The sequence below is a fragment of the Xylanimonas protaetiae genome (assembly GCF_004135385.1).
Taxonomy (GTDB): domain Bacteria; phylum Actinomycetota; class Actinomycetes; order Actinomycetales; family Cellulomonadaceae; genus Xylanimonas; species Xylanimonas protaetiae.
This window is the reverse complement of sequence record NZ_CP035493.1, coordinates 3,784,398-3,804,144: the sequence shown is the minus strand read 5'-3', so window position 1 is coordinate 3,804,144 and position 19,747 is coordinate 3,784,398. Positions and strand designations below refer to the sequence as shown.

Here is a 19,747-nt window from a genome sequence, read left to right as displayed (position 1 = left end):
CCTGGGTTGTGTCGGCGTCAAGCCTCAGAGTGGGGCAGGCGCGCTTGAGGCCAGTCGCTCACGACCAAATCATCAAGTCGGCGCGCGAACTCGAAGATGAGATCCCCATGCGCCATGAGACTCTCCATGTCACCGATCTGTGCGCTCGACTCACCGGATCGTTCGAAGCGTGAGCGCATAACCGGGAGGTCGGCGAATGCCCACCAGTAGCTGTGCACGGCTGCGTCCCGCTTCTCCTTGATGCCGTTCGTCTCAGCCCAGGTGAGAACCTCGTGAACTCTCGTGGCACGTTGGTCTTGGCTGGCATCGAGTCGCCTCAAGTTCTTGACGAGTTCCGTCCAGTTCTTGTCGACGTCGCGGAACTGGCTCGTGCCGCCTCGGAGCGAGATCAGGACGCGCTTCATGGCGGCCTCCGCGTGGCCACTCGCTACGGTGATGGCTCCGATGGCCTCGAACAGGGTGGCGCGATACCGACGATCGGCAGGGCTCAGTCCTCCGAGCCGATCGAGCCGAAACGACGCGATGTCGTTCTCCCGCGGGGGCACTGTGACTTCGAGGGAGTACGGCATCACGCCGTCGAGTTTGACCTCCATGTGATACGTCATGAAGTGTCCTGGCGGTGGCCATTCCTCGGTCAACGTCGTCTCCCTTCCTGCTTTGCCGCTCGGGCGCGTTCGATCGAGCCCGCCCGACCATACGACGCAGCAGGCGACACTCCTCAACCAGCGATCGCGGCAGCCTGTCACTCTGGCACCCGTCGAGCCTGGCCTGGCCGCCAGCGCTGGCGCCTGCGTGCCATCGCGACTGCGAGGCCGCACACCTCGCCTTGGGGGTGCTGCCGGTGACCGTCTCGCTGCGGGTGATGAGCGCGGGCAACGGGTACGAGTACCTGTTGCGCTCCGTCGTGACCGGCGACGGCAACCGGTCGCTCGGCACGCCCCTGACGCGCTACTACCTCGATGAGGGCACGCCGCCCGGGTTCTGGATGGGCTTGGGCATTGCCGCGTTCGGCAACGGTGAGATCACCGCCGGTGACGTCGTGACGCCCGAACACCTCGTGCGGCTGCTCGGCCACGGCCTCGACCCGACCAACGCGGACGTTGCGCTCGGCAAGCCGTACCCGCAGTTCTCCACGCCGCCGGACCGGATCGAAGCCCGCGCCGCCAAGCTGCCTGAGTCGCTGTCGGCGAGGGAGCGTGCCGACGCGGTCGCGACGATCACCGCCGAGGAGCAGCGGAAGGGGACCCGCGCCGCCGTCGCGGGATACGACCTCACGTTCTCGGCGAGCAAGTCCGTGTCGGTGCTCTGGGCGGTCGCCGACGCCGACACTCAAGCGCGGATCGTGGAGGTGCATCACGCTGCGGTCGCGGACGTCCTCGCGCTGTTCGAGCGCGACGTGGCGGCGACACGGACGGGCTCGCACTCGATCAACCAGGAGGCCGTCGTGGGTGTCGCCGCCACGGCGTTCGATCACTACGACTCCCGAACCAACGATCCGCAGTTGCACACGCACGTCGTCGTCTCCAACAAGGTCAAGACGCTTCAGGACGGGCAGTGGCGCAGCCTTGACGGGCGGCCGATCCACGCCGCGACCGTCGCCCTGAGTGAGTACTACAACGCCGTCCTCGCCGACCGGATGACAGCCGAGTTCGATGTCGGGTGGGAGCAGCGTGACCGCGGCGGGAGCCGGTCGACTGCGTGGGAGATCGCGGGGGTGCCTGAGGTGCTCATCGACGAGTTCTCGTCACGCTCGCGCGCCATCGACGCCGAGACCGACCGACTCGTCGACGAGTACGTCGCCGCCCACGGCCGGCGACCTTCGTCGGTGACGATCATCCGACTGCGCGCTCGGGCGACCCTCGACACCCGCCCCGAGAAGCAGATCCATTCGCTCGCCAACCTCAGCGCGGGATGGCGAGGACGAGCAGAGAAACACCTCAACGGCGACCCCACCGCGTGGGCACGAGCGTTGACGGGGGCCGTTACCTCACCTGCGCTGACGTTCGACCGGGTGCCCGCCGACATGATCGCCGAGGTGGGCGCTCGGGTCGTCGCGGCCGTGGGGGAGAAGCGCTCCACCTGGCGACACTGGAACCTCTGGGCCGAGACATCCCGCCAGACCATGGGGTGGCGCTTCGCCACCCCCGCCGATCGCGAGCGACTGGTAGCCGCGGTCGTCGCATCGGCCGAGGCCCAATCCGTCCGTCTCACGCCACCCGACCTCGCCACGACCCCCGCCGCGTTCCGCCGCGAGGACGGAAGCAGCCGCTTTCGACCCGCGCACACCCTCACGATGTCGTCCCACGAGATCCTCGACGCCGAACAACGCCTCATCGACCGTGGCGAGAACCGCACCGCACCCACCCTGGTCGCTCAGGCGCTCGCGGCCGCGGATCGCGAGGCCGTTGACCCGCCCCTGTCCGAGGAGCAGCGTCACGCGTTGGAGATGGTCTCGACGTCGGGCCGCCAGATCGACCTGCTCATCGGCCCGGCCGGCGCAGGCAAGACGACGGCGATGAGCGCTCTCCGACACGCGTGGACGATCCAGTACGGCCCCGGCTCCGTCGTCGGGCTCGCGCCGTCCGCAGCCGCCGCGAAGGTGCTCGCCGAGGATCTCGACATCGCCTGCGACAACACGGCGAAGTGGCTCCACGAGCACGACCGCGGCCGAACCGAGTTCCACGCCGGGCAACTCGTCATCCTCGACGAGGCAACGCTCGCCTCGACCCTGACGCTCGATCGCATCACCGCCTTGGCAGCCGCGGCGGGCGCCAAGGTGCTCCTCGTCGGTGATCACGCCCAGCTTCAGTCCGTCGACGCCGGGGGAGCGTTCTCGCTCCTGCACCACGAGCGCCGCGGCGACGTCGCCCAACTCACCGAGGTCCACCGCTTCACGAACCAGTGGGAGAAGGACGCCTCCCTCGCCCTGCGCTCGGGCGAGGTGGAGGTCATCGACACGTACATCGCCCAAGGACGCGTCCGCGCGGGCACCGGCACCGAGATGGTCGACGCCGCCTACGCCGCCTGGCGAGCCGACACCCGCGCCGGCCGCCGCACCCTCCTGGTCACCGACTCGGCCGACCACGTCCGCGAGCTCAACGCTCGCGCCCGAGCCGAGCGCCTCCTCGACGGCGACACCCTGCCCGACCGCGAGGTCGCCCTCACCGACGACGCCGCAGCCTCCGTCGGCGACCTCGTCATCACCCGCCGCAACGACCGCACGCTCCGCACGGCTCGCGGCGGGTTCGTCCGCAACGGCGACCGCTGGCGCGTCGTCGACGTCCACCGCAACGGCGACGTCGAGGTCCGACGCGAGGGCTACACGCACGGCGCCTCCGTCGTCCTCCCCGCCGACTACGTCGCCCAGCACCTCGACCTGGGCTACGCCGTGACCGCCTACCGCGCCCAGGGCATGACCGTCGACACCTGCCACGTCGTCGTCGCACCCGGCGCGACCCGCGAGAACCTCTACGTCGCCATGACCCGCGGACGCGACGCCAACACCGCCTACGTCGCCCTCGACCGCCCCGACGACCTGCACGCCCACCCCGTCACCGGGACCGTCGCCGCACAGTCGATCCTGGCGGGCGTACTCGCCCACACGGGCGGTGAGCTCTCCGCGCACGAGACCATCGCCGCCGAACAGTACCGGTACGCGTCCATCGCGCAGCTCGCCGCCGAGTACGAGACCATCGCAACGCTCGCCCAGGCCGACCGCTGGCCCCGCGTCATCTCCACGGCGCTCGACACCGCGGGGGAGCGCACCACAAACATCGACGAGGTCGTCGCCTCCGAGGCGTACGGGGCGCTGTGCAACGAGCTCTGGCGGCTCGACGCCGCAGGCGTCAACGTCGACGACGCCGTTCCCCGGGCGATCGCCGGCCGCGGCTTCGCGGACGCCGACGACGTCGCCGCCGTCATCACCTGGCGACTGTGGAACCTGACCGGCCGCAGAAGAGCGAACGAGCCGGACCTCATCGCCGGACTCGTTCCACGAGCACATGGGGACTTCGACGACGAGACCCGCGCCGCGCTTGACGAGCGCGCCCACCTCATCGAACAGCGCGCCGCAGCCCTCGCCGAAGGCGCGATCCGCGCAAGGGCGCGGTGGCTCGCAGACATCGGCGACGAGCCGAGCGGCGCGGACGCCCGTCACCTGTGGCGCCACGCCATCGCAGTTGAGGCCGCATACCGCGATCGCTACTCAGTGCCCGCAACACGGTCTGTCGGCGCGACGGTGCCGGCCACAGTCGCGCAGTCCCGCGACCGCGACAGAGTCCTGGCGGCCCTAGCCAGCGCCCAGCGAGCAAAGGGCGACCGAGCCCCGGTCGGGCCGAAGGCGGCCGCCGAACCCTCCGTCGGATGACCGTGGACTACTCGACGATCCCTGGCAGTAGCTCGGCGACGGTCGCAGCGCCCGCCGCGCTGAGTCGGAGCTCGACCTCGGTCGGGAGGTCCAGGGCGTCCGCGGCCTCCTCGTCGAGAACGAGCCTGAGCACGACGCCGGAGAGCGCGAACCCGGTGAGCCCGCCGTCGTGGACGACACCGTCGCGCACGATCACGTAGGAGCCGCCGCTGCTCGCCCACGCGGTCACGACAAGCGCGCGGCGGAACTCGAGCGTCTCTCCGGAAGCGTCGTCCTGGAAGACGAGGGCCTCGTACCTCTCCTCGACGCTGCGCGTGTAGCCGACCTTGATCACGCCGCGATTCTCCCGCGACCAGTCGGCGCCGTGGTCCACAGGCTGCCACGGCGGCGGCGTTGTCCACAGATGGAGCCCGTGTTCAACCGCCGCAGCGCGAGAGGGTGCACCTTCGAGACGAAGCGACCGCACCCCGAGGTCGCCCGACCGAGGAGGCACACGATGATCACCCTCGCCTGGATGCTGTTCTGGAGGATCGGCCTCGCCTACGTGCGCTTCGCGCAGAGCGTCTACCCGTCCAACCTGATCATCCGTTGGGCGCACCGCCCAGGCCATGTCCGCTACGGCTGGCCGCTGTGCGGCGTCCTGTGGTTCGCGTACTGGCGCCTGCTTCTGTGGCTACAGACGATCGGCCCGCCCGACACCGCCGACCGTCCGTGGTGGCTGTACCTCGCGACGCTCGCCGCCGCCATCAGCGCCTACAAGTTCATGGGCGCGTTCCTTCTGTGGCTGCCCGCCGTCACCGTCGCCCGCGCCGTGCGGCGCGTCCGCCGCGCCGCCGCCGCGCGCGTCGACGCCTGGCTTGTGCGCCGGCTCTCGACCCGCTGACTCACCGCGGTGCGGCGGAGCACACCTACGGATGACGACGACGCCGTCCGACGTCGTCGCGCCCACGAGCGAGGACGAACACCATGAGCGACCCGGTACTGAGCCCGCACGACGACGAGGCCCGCTACGACGCCTACGACGTCACCCGCTCCGCACTCCTCGCCCTCGCCGAGCAGGTCCCGTTCGACAGCCTCGTTGACTACCACGCCATCATCTGGATCCTCGACGGCCTGTGCGACGACCTCCCGCGACCCGCACGGCGCACGTTCGAGCTCCTGCCCAAGGCCGACACGTTCCAGATCGCGTGGGGCGGCCTGACCCACCTCGCCGAACTCTGCGACGACGACGCCCGCTACTTCGTCGCGCGCAACATCCTCGACGTCGCCTGGACCGACGACGTCGCAGCGGACGGCGAGCAGCGATGACGTACGGACAGGTCAACGCCGACCTGCGCGCAGCCCTTGTCGACCTCCTCGGCATCCGGGGCGTGACCGCACAGCTGACGCCCGCCTACAAGGACCCGGCCAGGGCACTGGAGAAGGTTGAGGCAAGGGCGGCGCTCGCGCAGCGCTACCGCACCGCGGTATGGACCTACGTTCACCGGCTCGCGACCGTCGCCGCACCCGAGGAGTTCCTGACCCCGGCGTGGTGGCCGATGCGCCAGCTCGGAGCGCGCACCGCCCCGGTCAGGCGCGAGGACGGCGAGTTCGCAGGGCCGTCGACGGGCGAACTCGGCACCCGGCAGCGCATCCCGGTCCTCGAAGCGTGGCGGCGCGCGGCCGTCGCCGCCGTCGTCGGCGCCGAGCGCGACGCGCTCGGGATGGACGACCGGCTCGACGTCGGGCACCGCCTCGTCCTTGCGCGCGACGTCGCCGACGTCGCGCTGGCGATCGCCATCCTCGACCACCGGTACCGGCAGGTCCCCGGCTGGGTACCCGCCGACGGCCCCGTTCACGACGAGCGGCGCGACTACCGCGACTCCGCCGCGATCGTCGCCGCCTGGGCGGGAGCGCAGGCACCCTACGAGGGTTACGCCGTCGACCGGTTCGGGTGGCGACCCGCCGCGCGGCCAGGGCCGACCGACCAGCGCGACCCCGGCGAGCGGGCACTGGCCGCGCTGCGCAACGCCGCGATCTACCTCGGCCGCGAGATGCCGTCCGCGCGTGCGATGACACGGATCCTGGAGCTCACGCGGCAGACCACGGTCCACACCCGGCGCCTTGTCGGCTCGCTCGAGTACTCGCCAGGGCTCGTGCTCTTCGGGCGGGGACTGGTCCTCGCCGAGATGGTCAAACTGTTCGAGGAGCGGATCGGCGGCCGTGTCGGGGGCGGCTGCCACGCGGTCGCGGAGCTGACCGTCGCGACCGCCGCACTGAACGCGACGAAGGAGATCAGCGACGAGCAGCGTGACCGCCTGCTCCGGGCTGGCGACGTCGTCCGCACCGCGATCGGGAAGCGGCTCGTCGAGGGGGCGGAGGGTTTCGTTTACTGCGTCGAGATCGGCCGGCGACTGGACGTGATGCCCCACGGCGGCGTGCACCGCGCTGTTCCGCTGTACGGCGAGATCACCGAGGAGACGTGCCCGCTGCTGCTCGACGTCGCCAGGGACCTTCAGGTCGAGGTGGCGCCCGCGAAGCCGGATGACGCGCTGATCGAGTCGCGTCGCGTGCTTTCCGAAGCGATCTGGATGGGCACGCCGGGCAGCGGTGTACAAGCACGGACCTCCGGTGCGGTGCGGGCTACCGCCGAACCTGGAGTCGCCGCGGTCTCCGTCTGAACTCGGGTCGCCGGCGTCGCCCGCACATCTCAGCCGACTGGGTGACGCATGGTGGGCTCGCTCGCGCGGACCGGTCCTGCGGATCAGGTCGAAGCCGCATGCCTCACGCAGGACGGTGTAGAAGCCGTCAGCGTGTCGGAGCCGTACATGACGGCGGCGTTGAGCAGATCGGCTCCAGCACGACGTGCTTCCGGCGGGTGTTCTGCCCGTCCGTGCTGACCCGGATCAGGCAACCGGGCGCGATTGGGGTACGGCGTTGTCGTCCGTTCATGAGACCAGCAGACCGGGTGTTCCTGGACGGTGGAGGTTGTCGAACGAGTAGATGACGGTGACACGCGCCGTTCGTGGCATCCTCGCCTCCCTCGGAGCCGTGTTCAGCAAACGATCCCTTGATGAACACGTCCCCACCGCGGACGGTTGCATCCGTCCGACCTGAGAAGCGTCCGAGCGGTCTTCGCGCAGGTCACCCGGCGCGTGCGGACGCTTCGGACGCTTGCCGCGGGGTGTGCACAGGGGTGTGCACGGGGTGTGCACCGGTGGGGGTGCACAGGGTGTGCGCAGGTCACTTGGGCGCACACCCCACGGTCTCGGACGGTCGTCGGTCGCGCCCCTACGCGGGACGGACGAACTCCACTGGCCGAACAAGCACTGCGTCAGATGACGCGGTCGAGGTCCTCCTCGCTGGCGCCACCAGGGGTGGGTCCGCTTGGTGTCGGGGTAGACACCGGCGCCGCGAGATACGGCTCGGGTACGGCGGCAAGTTCCTTCCACTCCGGGATCTCGTCGCCGGCGATCGTGCCGAGGTACAAGTAGGTGGTGGCTCGCGTCAGCGCGACGAAGAGCAGCGACCTTCGGTCGTGGTGCTTCTCGATCCCGCGAAAGGCGTTGTTGCGGAGCCGAGGCAGGAACACGGAGTCGAAGGCGAGCCCTTTCGCGGAGTGGTACGTCATGACCTTGACTGCGTTCGTCGTCAGGTCGACCTTCGTGTCGGCCTCCACAGCAAAGCCTGCTTTCTGGAGGGCGTCGGCTACACCGAAGAGATAGCGACGGGCCGGAAGAAGCACGGCACAACTCCTACCTTCTCTCGTACGGGTTCGCAGGGCTCCGGTGAACCGCTCGAACTCGTCCTCCATTGTCGCTCCGACATACCGCATCGAGGTGGTGGCTTCCGAGGCAATGACGCGCGTGTGAGGCAGGGTCGCCTTGTCGTCATCTCTGGCGATGGACGCCGCGATGGTGATCACGGCCCGGGAGCAGCGGTACGTGTCAAGGAGGGTCCTCGTCTCCCAGCGCAGCCCCAGAGTCCGCAGAATCTCAGCGGTCGACGCGCCGCGCTTATAGAGCTGTTGACGACCGTCGAGTACCGCACTGACGTGATTCGCGAGCATCGCCAAGGTGCCGACGTCGGACGCTGCCAGATCTTGTGTCTCGTCGACGAGAATCGCGTCGAACCGACCGTCGACCTCGAATAGGCCCGCGCTGAGCTCGGATTTGAGTAGGTCGTGCACGGCATCCCGGAGCGCGAAGAACCGGTCATTCTCGCCCTTGGCGGTGGACTTGAACGGCTTTCCGGTCACGGCGGTGTGGATCTGACGCATCAGGTCGTCGTAGCTGATGGCAATGTCGCTGGGTAGCCCGACCTCTTTGAGGCCGGCCGCGATGTAGTGCTCGAGCATGTTCGTGTAGGTGACGATGCGCACGCGCTGCGGGTCGAGGCCGAGGTTCTCGATCAGGTGCTTGGCGCGGTGCACCAACACGAGGCTCTTGCCGGAGCCGGGGGCGCCGACAGCGACCGCGTGCCGGTCGGCGGGGAGGAAGACGAAGGCCTGTTGTGCAGCCGTGAGGTCCTCGATCGGGACGACGCGCATCTCACTTCACCCCGAGCGACAGTACGGGCAGTGCGCCGCGCGTGTCGTCCACGTCCTGGGCGGTCAAGCGGGAAGCCTTGAGCTTGGTGAGCAGCGCCGTGTCACCAAGTTGCTTGGCGACGACCGTCAGCCAGAAGCGCTCGAACGAGGTCGCCGTGGCCGGATCGCCCAGGTTCGTCCGTGCTACGCGGAAGGCGGACTCGGCATCGTCGTCCCGGCCGAGACCTTTCAGGATCAGGCCCCGGAGCGCGTGGGCGGCCCCGCCGGGGTTCACGGGCAGGTATCGCTCGATCTGATTGAGGGCCTCCGTGTATCGACCACGCTCTTCGAGCATGTATGCGAGCGTGAACCGAAGCCCGATCGCACCGTCGTCGATCGCCGCCTCGTAGGTGGCGACCGCATCATCGAACTGGCCACGGGCCGTCAGCGCGGCGGCCTTGACGTAGCCGGCATCGAAGATCTGCGAAGCGGACGCAGCCTTCTTCGTGACGTACTCGGCACTTGCCACCGCTTTGTCGTGGTGCCCGACTCGGGTGTACAACTCACTCAGGTCGTACCGGGCCTTCCAGAGATCGTCGGGCTCGATGTCTGGATCGGAAACGACCGCCTCCAGTTCGAGGATCTTCTCCCGGATGACGTTCGGGTTGCTCACATACGTCCCCGGGCGCTCGATCTGGAAGGTGTGCCGGTGGCGGTTGGAGAACTCAATCTCAAGCGTGACGAGCTGGTTCGTGTCCATGGTTGTCCGGACGGTGAAGACGTCACCGATCGAGGTTCCCGCAGGGAGAGGTACTTCCTCGGTGAACACAGTGAGCGGTCCTTTGCGAAGCTGCACCTTCAGACCTTCGTCCGCGCTGGTAATCGATCCAGAGACGGAGCCGGACAGATAGTCAACGGGACCCTCGGGGAACGGCAGCGGCTGGTTGGCCGGGATCAGGTCGTGCCACTTGCCGTCGGCGGCCAGCATCTGCAGGTGCTCGCCACTCATAGCGCGAGCCAAGGGCGCGCCGGAGATGGCGAGGGCGAGTGCCTGCAGTCCGGCGCCGATCCCAACTTCGGTCTGTCTCTCCTGGCGTTCCGGAGCGATGACGTAACTGACGCTGACCCCGAGCTGATTTGCCAGGGCGTCGGCGACGGGCGGGAGTGCGCTGCTTCCGCCGGCGAGCAGGAGTTCGTCGAGACTCTCCGACGACCACCCGGTCCTCTCAAGCACCTCCAGTAGCGGGGCGAAGACGGATCCCTGCTCGAAGTACTCACCGAACCGTGGCTTGAGGCGCTCGGCGTCGAGGTACGGCCCGAGGATCCGATCGAACTCGGCGGTGCTCAGCGAGATCTGCGAGTGGTCGAGGTGATACGTCGCGCCCCGAAGGGTCACGGCGAAGTCACTCGATCCGTGTACGACGAGGTCGCTGTACGGCTGTCCCAGACGGACGCGACGCCGCATCGCGCCGCTGAGCTTGATCTTCAGGTCCTCGGCGACGGGCGCGAGCGAGGGGATGAGCACGGCAGCCTTTCCGGCGTAGTCCCAGTCCGAGGCGTTGACGCCGTTGGCCTTCGCGAGGCGAGGCAGCAGGTGCTCGACGGCGATCGCCCGATCAAGGTCCGAGCCGCCCAGACGGCAGTAGCGGGAGGTTCCCCGAAACTCCAGGTCGACTCCGCCGTGTGCGCGTTGGGTGTGTTCCAACAGGGCGACGTCGCAAGTGCCGCCACCGAAGTCGACCACGGCCACGCGATGCGTGCCTTGTGTGGTCGGCGCGGTCGCCATCCGGGTGAGCAGTGCGGCGACCGGCTCGTCGAGCAGGTCATTCGGGAGGACGCTAAGGCCGGCTCGTGTCGCAGCCTCGACAGTGTCTGCCCTCTGGCCGAGCTGGAATGAGGCTGGCACGGTGACAACCACACGGTCCCACACGTCGTCGGGGAACGACTCGCGCACTCCTGCGAGCACGAACTTCAGGATGTGGGCTGCGATGTCGACAGGGCTCTGAAGGCCGTGGGGAGCGCGCGGGTACTGCCGACGCAGCCCGATCTCGTTCTTCGTCGCCGCGAAGTAGTTCTTGCCGGGGATGGGGCTGAGCTCGCCGTTCAGAGCGCTCTCCGTGGCCTCGAGTCCGACGACCACGGAGCCACTGTTCGTAACCGCTACGACCGACGGGACGATCGGGACTGAGTCGAGTCCCGCGGTCGTCCACTGCCGGATGGGCACGACGTCGAGCGTGGGCGTGTCGCCGGGCACCCCCGACCACTCAGTTCGGGTCACGGTCGTGTAGGTCGTCCCCAAGTCGATCCCGAGCGCGACGACGCGCTTCCGTGGCTTCTCCAGCGTGGGCCCGAAGAGTCCGGTCCAGTTGATCACTCAGCATCCTTACTCGTGTAATGCGGTGTGCTCTCGGGGCGAGCACCGCGGTGCACGGCCAGCCTGTTGCCGTCATCAAACCCGATGCCTACGACACGAAAGCCCACGTGAGCGGGTGATTTCGTGGTTCGCGCCTTAGGACCCGGGGGTGCAGGCAGCCGTCAGGCAGCGGCCTCGTCAGACTCGCCGGCGTCATCTGGTCCAGGTCCCCCGGCGAACAGCCGCTCCCGCTCCGCCTCGACAACCTCGCGCGCGAGTTCGCGCTCGGTGATGTCGAACGCTTCCTCGGCGCTGTGTGCCGTGTCGGAGTGGCGGGCGAAGTCGTCGAACAGCGCCGATTTGCGGGCAAGGATCTCCGTGACGCGCTTGTCGACGCCTTCCTCGGAGAGCAGGCGGTGAACCTGCACGGTGTCGAGCTGTCCCATGCGGTGGGCGCGGGCGATGGCCTGCCATTCGGTCGTCGGCTTGAGCTGTGGCTCGCAGATGACGATCACTGAGGCGGCCTGGATGTTGAGTCCAACGCCACCTGCGACGATCTGGGAGACGAGGACGGCGCCGTGACCGGCTTTGGAGAACTCGTCGACCATGCGTTGGCGTGCGACGGCGGCGACGGAACCCGTGAGCGGTCCGAACACCTCACCGGGCAGTGCGCGGGCAACCTGGTCGAGCACTTCGCGGAAGTGGGAGAAGACGATGACGCGGCGCCCGTTGGCCTCGGCCTCGGCGACGATCTCCTTGAGTCGCTCGAGCTTGGCGGAGCTCGGGCCCTGCGTCATGGCTGCCTGCCGCATTGCCATGAAGTTGCCTGCCTGAACGGCGGACCGGTACGCGGCAGTGTCGGCCGAGGACATTGGCACTACCTCGTCGACCTCGATCAGCTCGGGCAGTTCCTGAAGCACGTCCTCCTGGTTGCGGCGCAGGTACGCGGGCGCCACCTGCTTTCTGAAGGTGCGTGGCGACAGCCCGTTGGTCGAGACGAGGAGCTGGGGCTGGAGGTACTTGACCAGGGCCGCGAACTCATCGAGCCGGTTCTCGAGTGGAGTGCCGGTGAGGAAGACGGCGCGCTCGCTGCGGCGCAGCAGCGCGGCGGTGTTCCGGGAGCGCTGGGCGTCGGGGTTCTTGATGTAGTGGGCCTCGTCGACGATGACGGCACCGATGGTGAGGGTGAGTGGGTAGTTGTCCTGAAACCAGTTGAGGGTCTCGAAGGTCGTGACTGCGACGCCGCCGTACCGGGTCCAGGACAGGGCAGCGCGTTCGCGTTCGTTGCCGTGGATGCGGTGGGCGCGCAGCTTCGACTTGGACTGGATCTCGCGGATCCAGTTGGTGACGACGGCGGCGGGGCACACGACGATGAAGTGGTTGAGCCCGTGCGCGCCGCGCAGGTGGGCGAGCACCGTGATGGCCTCGACCGTCTTTCCGAGGCCCATCTCGTCGCCGATGATCACTTTGCGTTGGACGAGCGCGAACCGGGCACCGAAGCTCTGGTAGCCGCGCAGGGTTCCGACGGTGAGGTACTCGGCGTTGAGCGCGAGCGCACGGACGGCTTCGACGATCTCCTCGGGCAGGTCGCCGTGCGCCTTGCCTTCGTCCTCGGTGAGGAAGCCCAACTCGGCGAGCATGCCGTAGTAGTCGGCGGGCCGGGAGAGGAAGTCCTCCCATGGGTCGCGTGGCGGCGCGGTGGTTGTCTGGCGCGCGCCGGACAGGGCCATTCCACGCTTCACGACGGCGTTGACGCCCACGAGCAGTTCGACGGCGTCCTGGGAGGTCGCGGAGGCGACGATCAGGTGGGTGGTCTGCTTGCTGACGGCCTCGGCGAGATCCACAAGCTCGGTGGCGCGTTCGATGTCGGAGGTCGCGTTGCGTAGTGAGCGGGCCGCGTCCCACGCGCCGAGTGCCTTGAGGAGGATCGTCGCGGTCGCGGTCTTTCGCTTGATGTCGATGCGCGGGGGCATCTCGTCGAACGTGGTCTGCTCGATCGTCACGGCTGCGCCGCGGATGCGGCGGGCCGACGCGGGACCGATCCCGGGCAGCGACTCGAGGTTCCTGGTGTCCTTCACCGCCCCGACCGTGGTGATGCCGGCGTCGACGAGGGGCTTGGTCACCAGGCGTTCTGCTGTCGCCTCGCGGAGGCGGTCGACGTGCATCTTGGCGAGCACCTCGTTCGTTTCGGCGCGGCGCACCGCGTCGCCGGCTCGCGTCGCCTCCTTGCGGAACTCCTCCTCGCCCTTGAGGGCTGAGTTGAGGGCGGTGATCGCGTCTGGGAGCTCATGGACCGGCGTCGCGTCGATGAGGTCGAGGCGGCCGAGCTTCTCGAGATGGGGGCGTAGCCCGACGACGTCGGACAGCGCGTCGGCCGCCCCGAGGGTGGCGGCACCGGTCCAGGTCGGGCGCAGATTCTCAATGGTGGCGTCGAGCCCGCGGCCGATCGCCCACGCCTCGTAGCCCGTGAGGAACTCGGCGGCGTTGGCTCCGGCATCCTTCCGCTCTCGGCGTGCGAAGAGTCGACGTGCACCGAGCACGCTGCGTGACTCCTCGATGGCTTTCGGCACCGAGGCTGTCAACGATGCGAGGTCGCGCTCGTCGGCGCCGGACATGGCGGGCAGGTGGTTCGCCTCGGCGAGTTGCCGGATGGCGATCGCGGCCTGTGGGCCGAGCGGCACCACCTGCCACGCGGGGCGCCCACCACGCGCAATCGCGACGGTGCGGCACAGCACGTGGATGGCGGACTTCCCGGCCTTCTCGACGTCGGCACGCTCGGCCTGCATCCGTGTGGCGGCCGTGACCCACCCGCTGAGGCGTTCGATGGTTGCGGTCAGCCTGGCGCGTTCGACCTTGTTCATCCTGCCCTCGTGGTTGGCGATGGTCGGAGGGAAGACTAGCCACGGCAACCGACGATCAGCGACGCATCACCCGGGTTCACCCGTGGGCCGTAGCGGGCGTGTCGGTAGCGGTTGCTACGGTGCCAACGGACGGACGGAGAGGTCACAGGCGTGCTGCTCGAAGAACTGAAGCCGGGGTTGCGGATCTCGGGGTTGATCCCGGGAGAGGTGATCACGGTCATAGCTGCTCAGCAGCACGGCGTGAACGCTCTGGAGCTGACGTACAAGCGGACCGATGGGTCCCTCGGGCAGCGGGTCGTCTTCCGCAAGGACGAGTCCGCGCTGTCGATCGCTCGAACGGGCAGCCGGGCGTTCGATGCGAACGCGACGGACTTCAAGATGGTCGCCGAGGCGCAGCGCATCCGGCTTGCGGGTCTGTTCGACCCGATGCTCGCGGTCGCGACGTCGGACGTGCAGCCGCTGCCGCACCAGATCCGCGCCGTCTACGGCGAGCTTCTCCCACGCACCCCGCTGCGGTTCCTGCTCGCGGACGACCCGGGGGCGGGCAAAACGATCATGGCTGGCCTGTACGTCAAAGAGCTGATCCTGCGCGACGACGTCAGGCAGTGCTTGATCGTCGCCCCCGGCGGCCTCGTTGAGCAGTGGCAGGACGAGCTGTTCTTGAAGTTCGGGCTCCGGTTTGAGCTCCTGACCAACCAGCTCATCGACGCCGACATCAATGTCAATGTCTTCGAGAGCCACCCGCTGCTCATCGCTCGCATGGACCAGCTCTCGCGCGACGAGGTCCTCCAGGCGCAGTTGCTGGACACACAGTGGGATCTCATCGTCGTCGACGAGGCCCACCGGATGGGCGCGCACTACTTCGGCGGGAAGCTTGAGAAGACTAAGCGGTTCCAGCTCGGCGAGAAGCTCGGCAGCATCACGCGCCACTTCCTTCTGATGACCGCCACCCCGCACTCGGGCAAGGAGGAGGACTTCCAGGCCTTCCTCACCCTGCTCGACAAGGACCGGTACGAGGGCAAGGGCAAGCAGACCGCAGACACCACCGGGATCATGCGCCGCATGGTCAAGGAAGACCTCCTGACGTTCGAGGGCCGGCGACTGTTCCCCGAGCGCGTGGCCGAGACCGTCCCGTACGAGCTCACTGCCGCGGAGCACGACCTGTACGAGATGGTCACCTCGTACGTGCGCGACGGAATGAACCGGGCCGAGAAGCTCGACGGCAAGCGGCGCAACACGGTCGGGTTCGCCCTCACCGTCCTCCAGCGGCGCCTCGCGTCGAGCCCCGAGGCGATCTACAAGTCCCTCGGCCGCCGCTCCGCGCGACTGGCCAAGCGCCGCGAGGACATCCTCGCGGGCCGGTTCGTCGAGAAGGACACCGACGTCGACCTGTCGGGCATCGACGAGGACGAGTACGACGCCGACCAGATCGAGGAGTTGGAGGAGGAGTTCCTCGATGCGGCCACCGCCGCGGCCACGGTCGAGGAGCTTGAGAAGGAGCTCGCCGAGCTTGAGATCCTGATCGGTGCCGCGAAGAGGGTGCGGGACTCGGGCACGGACAAGAAGTGGACCGAGCTGTCGCAGATCCTCCAGGACCACGCGCTCACCACGGACGGGAAGGGTTCGCCGCGCAAGCTCATCATCTTCACCGAGCACCGCGACACCCTCGACTACCTGACCCAGCGCATCCGGTCTCTGCTCGGCAGGACGGAGGCGGTCAGGGCGATCCACGGTGGGGTTCGCCGCCAGGAGCGGCGGCAGATCACCGAGGAGTTCACCAAGAACGCGGGCGTCCAGATCCTCATTGCGACGGACGCCGCCGGTGAGGGTCTCAACCTCCAGGCCGCGCACCTGATGGTCAACTACGACCTGCCGTGGAACCCGAACCGGATCGAGCAGCGCTTCGGCCGCATCCACCGCATCGGCCAGACCGAGGTCTGCCGTTTGTGGAATTTGGTCGCGGCGAACACCCGCGAGGGTGAGGTGTTCCTGCGACTGCTGGAGAAGATCGACGAGATGCGCCGCGCGTATGGCGGCAAGGTCTTCGACGTCCTCGGGGAGGCGTTCGCCGAGACCCCGCTGCGCAACCTCCTCAAGGACGCCATCCAGTACGGTGAGCGGATCGAGGTGCGCGAACGCATGCATCAGGTCATCGACGCCTCCATCGCCGACGGCATCAAGGATCTGCTCGACGAACGTGCGCTCGCGTCCGATCACCTTGGCGAGGCCGATCTGGCGAGCCTGCGCGCCGCGATGGACGAGGCACGCGCGCGCCGCCTCCAGCCGCACTACATCGAGCTGGCGTTCAAGGCCGCGTTTGCCCGCCTGGGAGGCAGGATCGCCCGGCGTGAGCAGGGCCGGTACGAGATCGGGAACGTACCCCAGCACATCCGGGCGTCCAAGTACGGCCCCATTGCGACCCGGTACGACCGTGTGACCTTCGACCTCGGGCGGACTGACGTCGAGGGAACGCCGCGCGCCGATCTGCTCGCTCCGGGACACCCCCTGCACGACGCCGTCGTGGACGAGGCCATCCGCAACTTCGGAGGCGCCCTCAACTCCGGCACTGTGCTCGTCTCCGCGACGCTAGAAGAGCCGGCCCTGCTGGTCGGCGTCGTCGAGGAGGTCGCCGACGCGACCGGCGCGTCGGTCGCGAAGAGGTTCGGGTACGCCTACGTCGACGCACACGGCACGATCACCCCGGCGGGCCCCGCCCCGTACCTCGACTGCGTTGCCGCGCCCGATTCCGACATCGTCACCGCGGCGCGCGCCATGCTGTGGCTCAGCGAGGCAGAAGACGCGGCGACGTCGTGGATCATTGCCAACCAGCTCCCTGAGTACCTCGCCGAGGTCCAACCCCGCCGCCTCGCCGAGCTGGAGCGCACCCGCGAGCTGGTGACCCGTCGCCTGGAGTCGGAGCGCGACCGCCTTGTCATGGACGCCATCGTCGCGGGCGAGGACGAGCGCGCGGGCAAGAAGCCGAAGGAGTCCGCCGACTCCCTGAACCGCAAGGCAGTCGACCTCGACACCCGCCTGCGCCGCCGCCTGGAGACCTTGGACCAGCAGGTCCTGATGTCGACCAAGCCGCCGCTGATCAACACCGCAGCACTCGTACTGCCGCTCGCGATGGTGCAGGGCGAGGTCCCCGCGGCCGCGCCCATGCACGCCAAGGAGACCAAGGAGGTCGAGCGCCGCGGCGTCGACCTCGTGCTGGCCCGCGAACGCGAGCTCGGCCGCAAACCCGTCGAGCAGGCGTTCAACAACAAGGGCTTCGACATCCTCTCCACGGACGCGGCCGGCGACACGTACCGCATCGAGGTCAAGGCCCGCATCGACGGCGCCACCGACTTCTTCGTGACCCACAACGAGGTCCTCACGGGCAAGAACGCCGCCCCGCGCTACCGCCTTGCCCTCGTCAAGGTCGCACCCGCGGGCGCAGCCCACGACGACGTCCGCTACCTCGAGGACCCCTTCGCCACCACCGACCTCGGCGACTTCGATGCGACGGGCGTCCGCGGCGACTGGGCGAAGACCTGGGCCAAGGGCCGCTCGCCGTTCTGACCGACCCGCACGACAGACGACCTCGAAGGGAACCATGCTCGGCTATCGCTCGCTGTTCACCGTCGCACGCGACTCGATCCACGGCTGCGATGTTGACGCGCTCATCGGCAGCCAGGTGCATGCGTGGCTGCGCAGCAAGGGCCTCGACGCCGATGCCGTCGAGCCGGGCACCGTCGTCGACGTCGGACGAGGAGCCGAGGCAGCGCTCTCGGTCGAGGATGCCGCGTCGGGGAGCCGTTCGTCGCGCTTCCACCTGACGGAGGCGTCCGGGTGGACGTCGCAGGTGATCGTCCATGATCCCCGCGACGGGCGCCATGACCCTTGGGTCTGGATCGACGTCAACAGCCCAGACGAACAGACCGTCGCCAGGGCGCCCAAGCTCGCACGGATGGTGCTGAGCGTCGTCGAGGCGCGCGACGGCGGCGCCGTTCTCGACCCAGCGGTCCGCACCCTGCGCACAGAGGATGTGCCGACCCTCGTCTCGGCGCTTCGGGACACGTCGCGCCGTGGTCCGGTGTTCGTCGCGGGCAGTAGCGACGAGATCCCGATGGAGCCGTGGCGTGCCCTGATCAGCAAGCTCCTACGTGACACCACAGGCCTCGCGGCCGGGTTTCTGCTCGACCCGGCGGCGACAGAGGAGTTCGCGCGGCGAGTCGGTGCCTCGCACGCGGTCGCGCCCGGGACCTTGCGAACGTTCGTACGCGAGGTCGACCTCGATGATGCCCTCGATGGGCGACGCCACCGCGTCCTCACCACGGAGCGCATCGCCCGTGACCGCGAGGTTCACCTGCTGCGCATCCTGGGCAGGGTCGCACGCGACCACACGCTGACCTACCCGATCCCCACCGCCGCCGCCCGCGTCGAGGGCCGGCTCATCCGCCAAGCGGACGAAGACTTCCTTCGGTCGGCACGAACCCCCACGACCGCGGTTGTCGACGAGCGTGTCCCCGCTCTCGCTCTTCCTGAGCGCGGGAGCGCTCCTGAGCAGGACGAGCTCGACCTCGACGTGCCCCAGGGCGAGCGCGACGAACAGGGAACGTTCGACATCGGTGTCGCCATGCCCCCGGCGACGCCCAAGACGTCGCGCAGCCCGTGGCCCAGCCGGAAGCCGAAGCTCGCCGGCCCCGTCCCGCACCAGGCGACACTTCACGAGTCTGCGACGGATGCGCCCGAACCCGTTGCGGTCGACGGCGGTGTGCTCACTCGGATCATGGCGGCGCTTCGGCGGCTTCTTGGCTCCGACGGGGTGACCCCCGAGGCCATCGAGGATCTCGGGGCCCGCGCAGCAGAGGCCGCGCCGCTGCGCGAGCTCGTGAAGCGCAAGGAGGCGAGCGAGCAGGTCCTTCAGGACGAGATCGGCACGTTGCGGCAGCGCCATGCGGACGCCGTCCGCCAGCGCGAGGACGTGACGCTCGACTTTGCGGAGGCGGGGGAGCGAGCGCGCCGCCTGGAAGCAGAGCTTGCCGCGCTGCGACGCGCGCTCCAGGAGTCGGGTAACCCCGACCTTGGGGAACTGGCGTGGACCGACCATCTCGCCACCGACGATGCTGAGACGCTTACACCGGACTCGTTCGAGGAGCTCCTGCTCGCGTGGTCGACTGCTCAGGAGAGCGGCAGTCTCGGCGGCGTGGTCTGGACTGGCGACCGGGACACCGTGCTTGCTCTTGACGAGCATGGCCCCGCCAGCAGTTGGGCCGGTGTGACGTGGACGGTCCTGAGAGCGCTCGACGACTACGCCCGGGTCTCCGCGGCGGGGGAGTTCAACGGTTCGGTTGACGACTACCTGCGCAACACGCCGCCGGGCTGCCACGGCTACTCGGCGAACCGTCACGCGCAGACCGAGAGCGAGACGGTCCGCAACAACGACCGCTACGCCAACAGCCGGTACCTTCCCGTCCCGCGGAGCATCGACCCGAGCGGACGCAAGCACCTGTGGGCGCACTTCAAGATTGCGCAGTACGCCATGGTCGCGCCGCGCCTGCACTACCTCGACGCGACGGCGACGGACGGGAAGATCTACGTGGGCTACATCGGCAAGCACCTGCCGCTACCGAGCACGAACTAGAACAACGACTGCACGTAAGTTAAGGGCGCCGACC

At 68.7% G+C, this 19,747-nt stretch carries 11 protein-coding genes; 6 read left to right on the top strand and 5 right to left on the bottom strand.

The window, feature by feature from the left end; translation table 11 throughout:
• Window positions 1-17: 17 nt before the first annotated feature.
• On the bottom strand, window positions 18-605 hold the full coding sequence (locus ET471_RS17570; protein ID WP_129190483.1) for a hypothetical protein: 588 nt from the start codon (window positions 603-605) through the stop codon (window positions 18-20).
• A 236-nt stretch (window positions 606-841) separates the two neighbouring features.
• Here ET471_RS17570 and mobF point away from each other — a divergent pair, with 236 nt between their 5' ends.
• Complete coding sequence (gene mobF / locus ET471_RS17565) at window positions 842-4,366, top strand: MobF family relaxase (RefSeq protein WP_129190481.1); 3,525 nt, start codon at window positions 842-844, stop codon at window positions 4,364-4,366.
• A gap of 7 nt (window positions 4,367-4,373) precedes the next feature.
• Here mobF and ET471_RS17560 read toward each other — a convergent pair whose 3' ends face one another.
• Complete coding sequence (locus ET471_RS17560; protein WP_129190479.1) at window positions 4,374-4,700, bottom strand: hypothetical protein; 327 nt, start codon at window positions 4,698-4,700, stop codon at window positions 4,374-4,376.
• A 162-nt stretch (window positions 4,701-4,862) separates the two neighbouring features.
• On the opposite strand from ET471_RS17560, the gene ET471_RS17555 reads away from it, so the two are divergent.
• From ET471_RS17555 to ET471_RS17545, 3 genes are all read left to right on the top strand, one after another.
• Window positions 4,863-5,249 (top strand): hypothetical protein, encoded by a 387-nt coding sequence (locus ET471_RS17555; RefSeq protein WP_129190477.1) that lies wholly within the window; start codon window positions 4,863-4,865, stop codon window positions 5,247-5,249.
• 83 nt (window positions 5,250-5,332) lie between these two features.
• Window positions 5,333-5,674, top strand: a complete 342-nt coding sequence (locus ET471_RS17550; RefSeq protein WP_129190475.1) for a hypothetical protein — start codon at window positions 5,333-5,335, stop codon at window positions 5,672-5,674.
• Window positions 5,671-7,026 carry a hypothetical protein gene (locus ET471_RS17545; RefSeq protein WP_129190473.1) on the top strand — a complete coding sequence of 452 codons (1,356 nt, stop codon included), beginning with the start codon at window positions 5,671-5,673 and terminating at the stop codon, window positions 7,024-7,026. The genes ET471_RS17550 and ET471_RS17545 overlap by 4 nt, the downstream gene beginning before the upstream one ends.
• A 653-nt stretch (window positions 7,027-7,679) precedes the next feature.
• Here ET471_RS17545 and ET471_RS17540 read toward each other — a convergent pair.
• The 3 genes from ET471_RS17540 to ET471_RS17530 all read right to left on the bottom strand — a co-directional run bounded on the left by ET471_RS17540 (window position 7,680) and on the right by ET471_RS17530 (window position 14,087).
• Window positions 7,680-8,894, bottom strand: a complete 1,215-nt coding sequence (locus ET471_RS17540; protein ID WP_129190471.1) for a UvrD-helicase domain-containing protein — start codon at window positions 8,892-8,894, stop codon at window positions 7,680-7,682.
• 1 nt (window position 8,895) lies between these two features.
• Window positions 8,896-11,247: an Hsp70 family protein gene (locus tag ET471_RS17535; protein WP_129190469.1), complete on the bottom strand. Its 2,352-nt coding sequence runs from the start codon at window positions 11,245-11,247 to the stop codon at window positions 8,896-8,898.
• Between the two features lie 161 nt (window positions 11,248-11,408).
• Complete coding sequence (locus tag ET471_RS17530) at window positions 11,409-14,087, bottom strand: DEAD/DEAH box helicase (protein ID WP_129190467.1); 2,679 nt, start codon at window positions 14,085-14,087, stop codon at window positions 11,409-11,411.
• Window positions 14,088-14,237: 150 nt separating this feature from the next.
• Here ET471_RS17530 and ET471_RS17525 point away from each other — a divergent pair, with 150 nt between their 5' ends.
• Together ET471_RS17525 and ET471_RS17520 are read left to right on the top strand one after the other, a co-directional pair.
• A complete protein-coding gene (locus ET471_RS17525) occupies window positions 14,238-17,648 on the top strand; it encodes a helicase-related protein (protein WP_129190465.1) in 3,411 nt (1,136 codons plus the stop codon).
• Window positions 17,649-17,682: 34 nt separating this feature from the next.
• Window positions 17,683-19,713, top strand: a complete 2,031-nt coding sequence (locus ET471_RS17520; protein ID WP_129190463.1) for a hypothetical protein — start codon at window positions 17,683-17,685, stop codon at window positions 19,711-19,713.
• Window positions 19,714-19,747 lie beyond the last annotated feature (34 nt).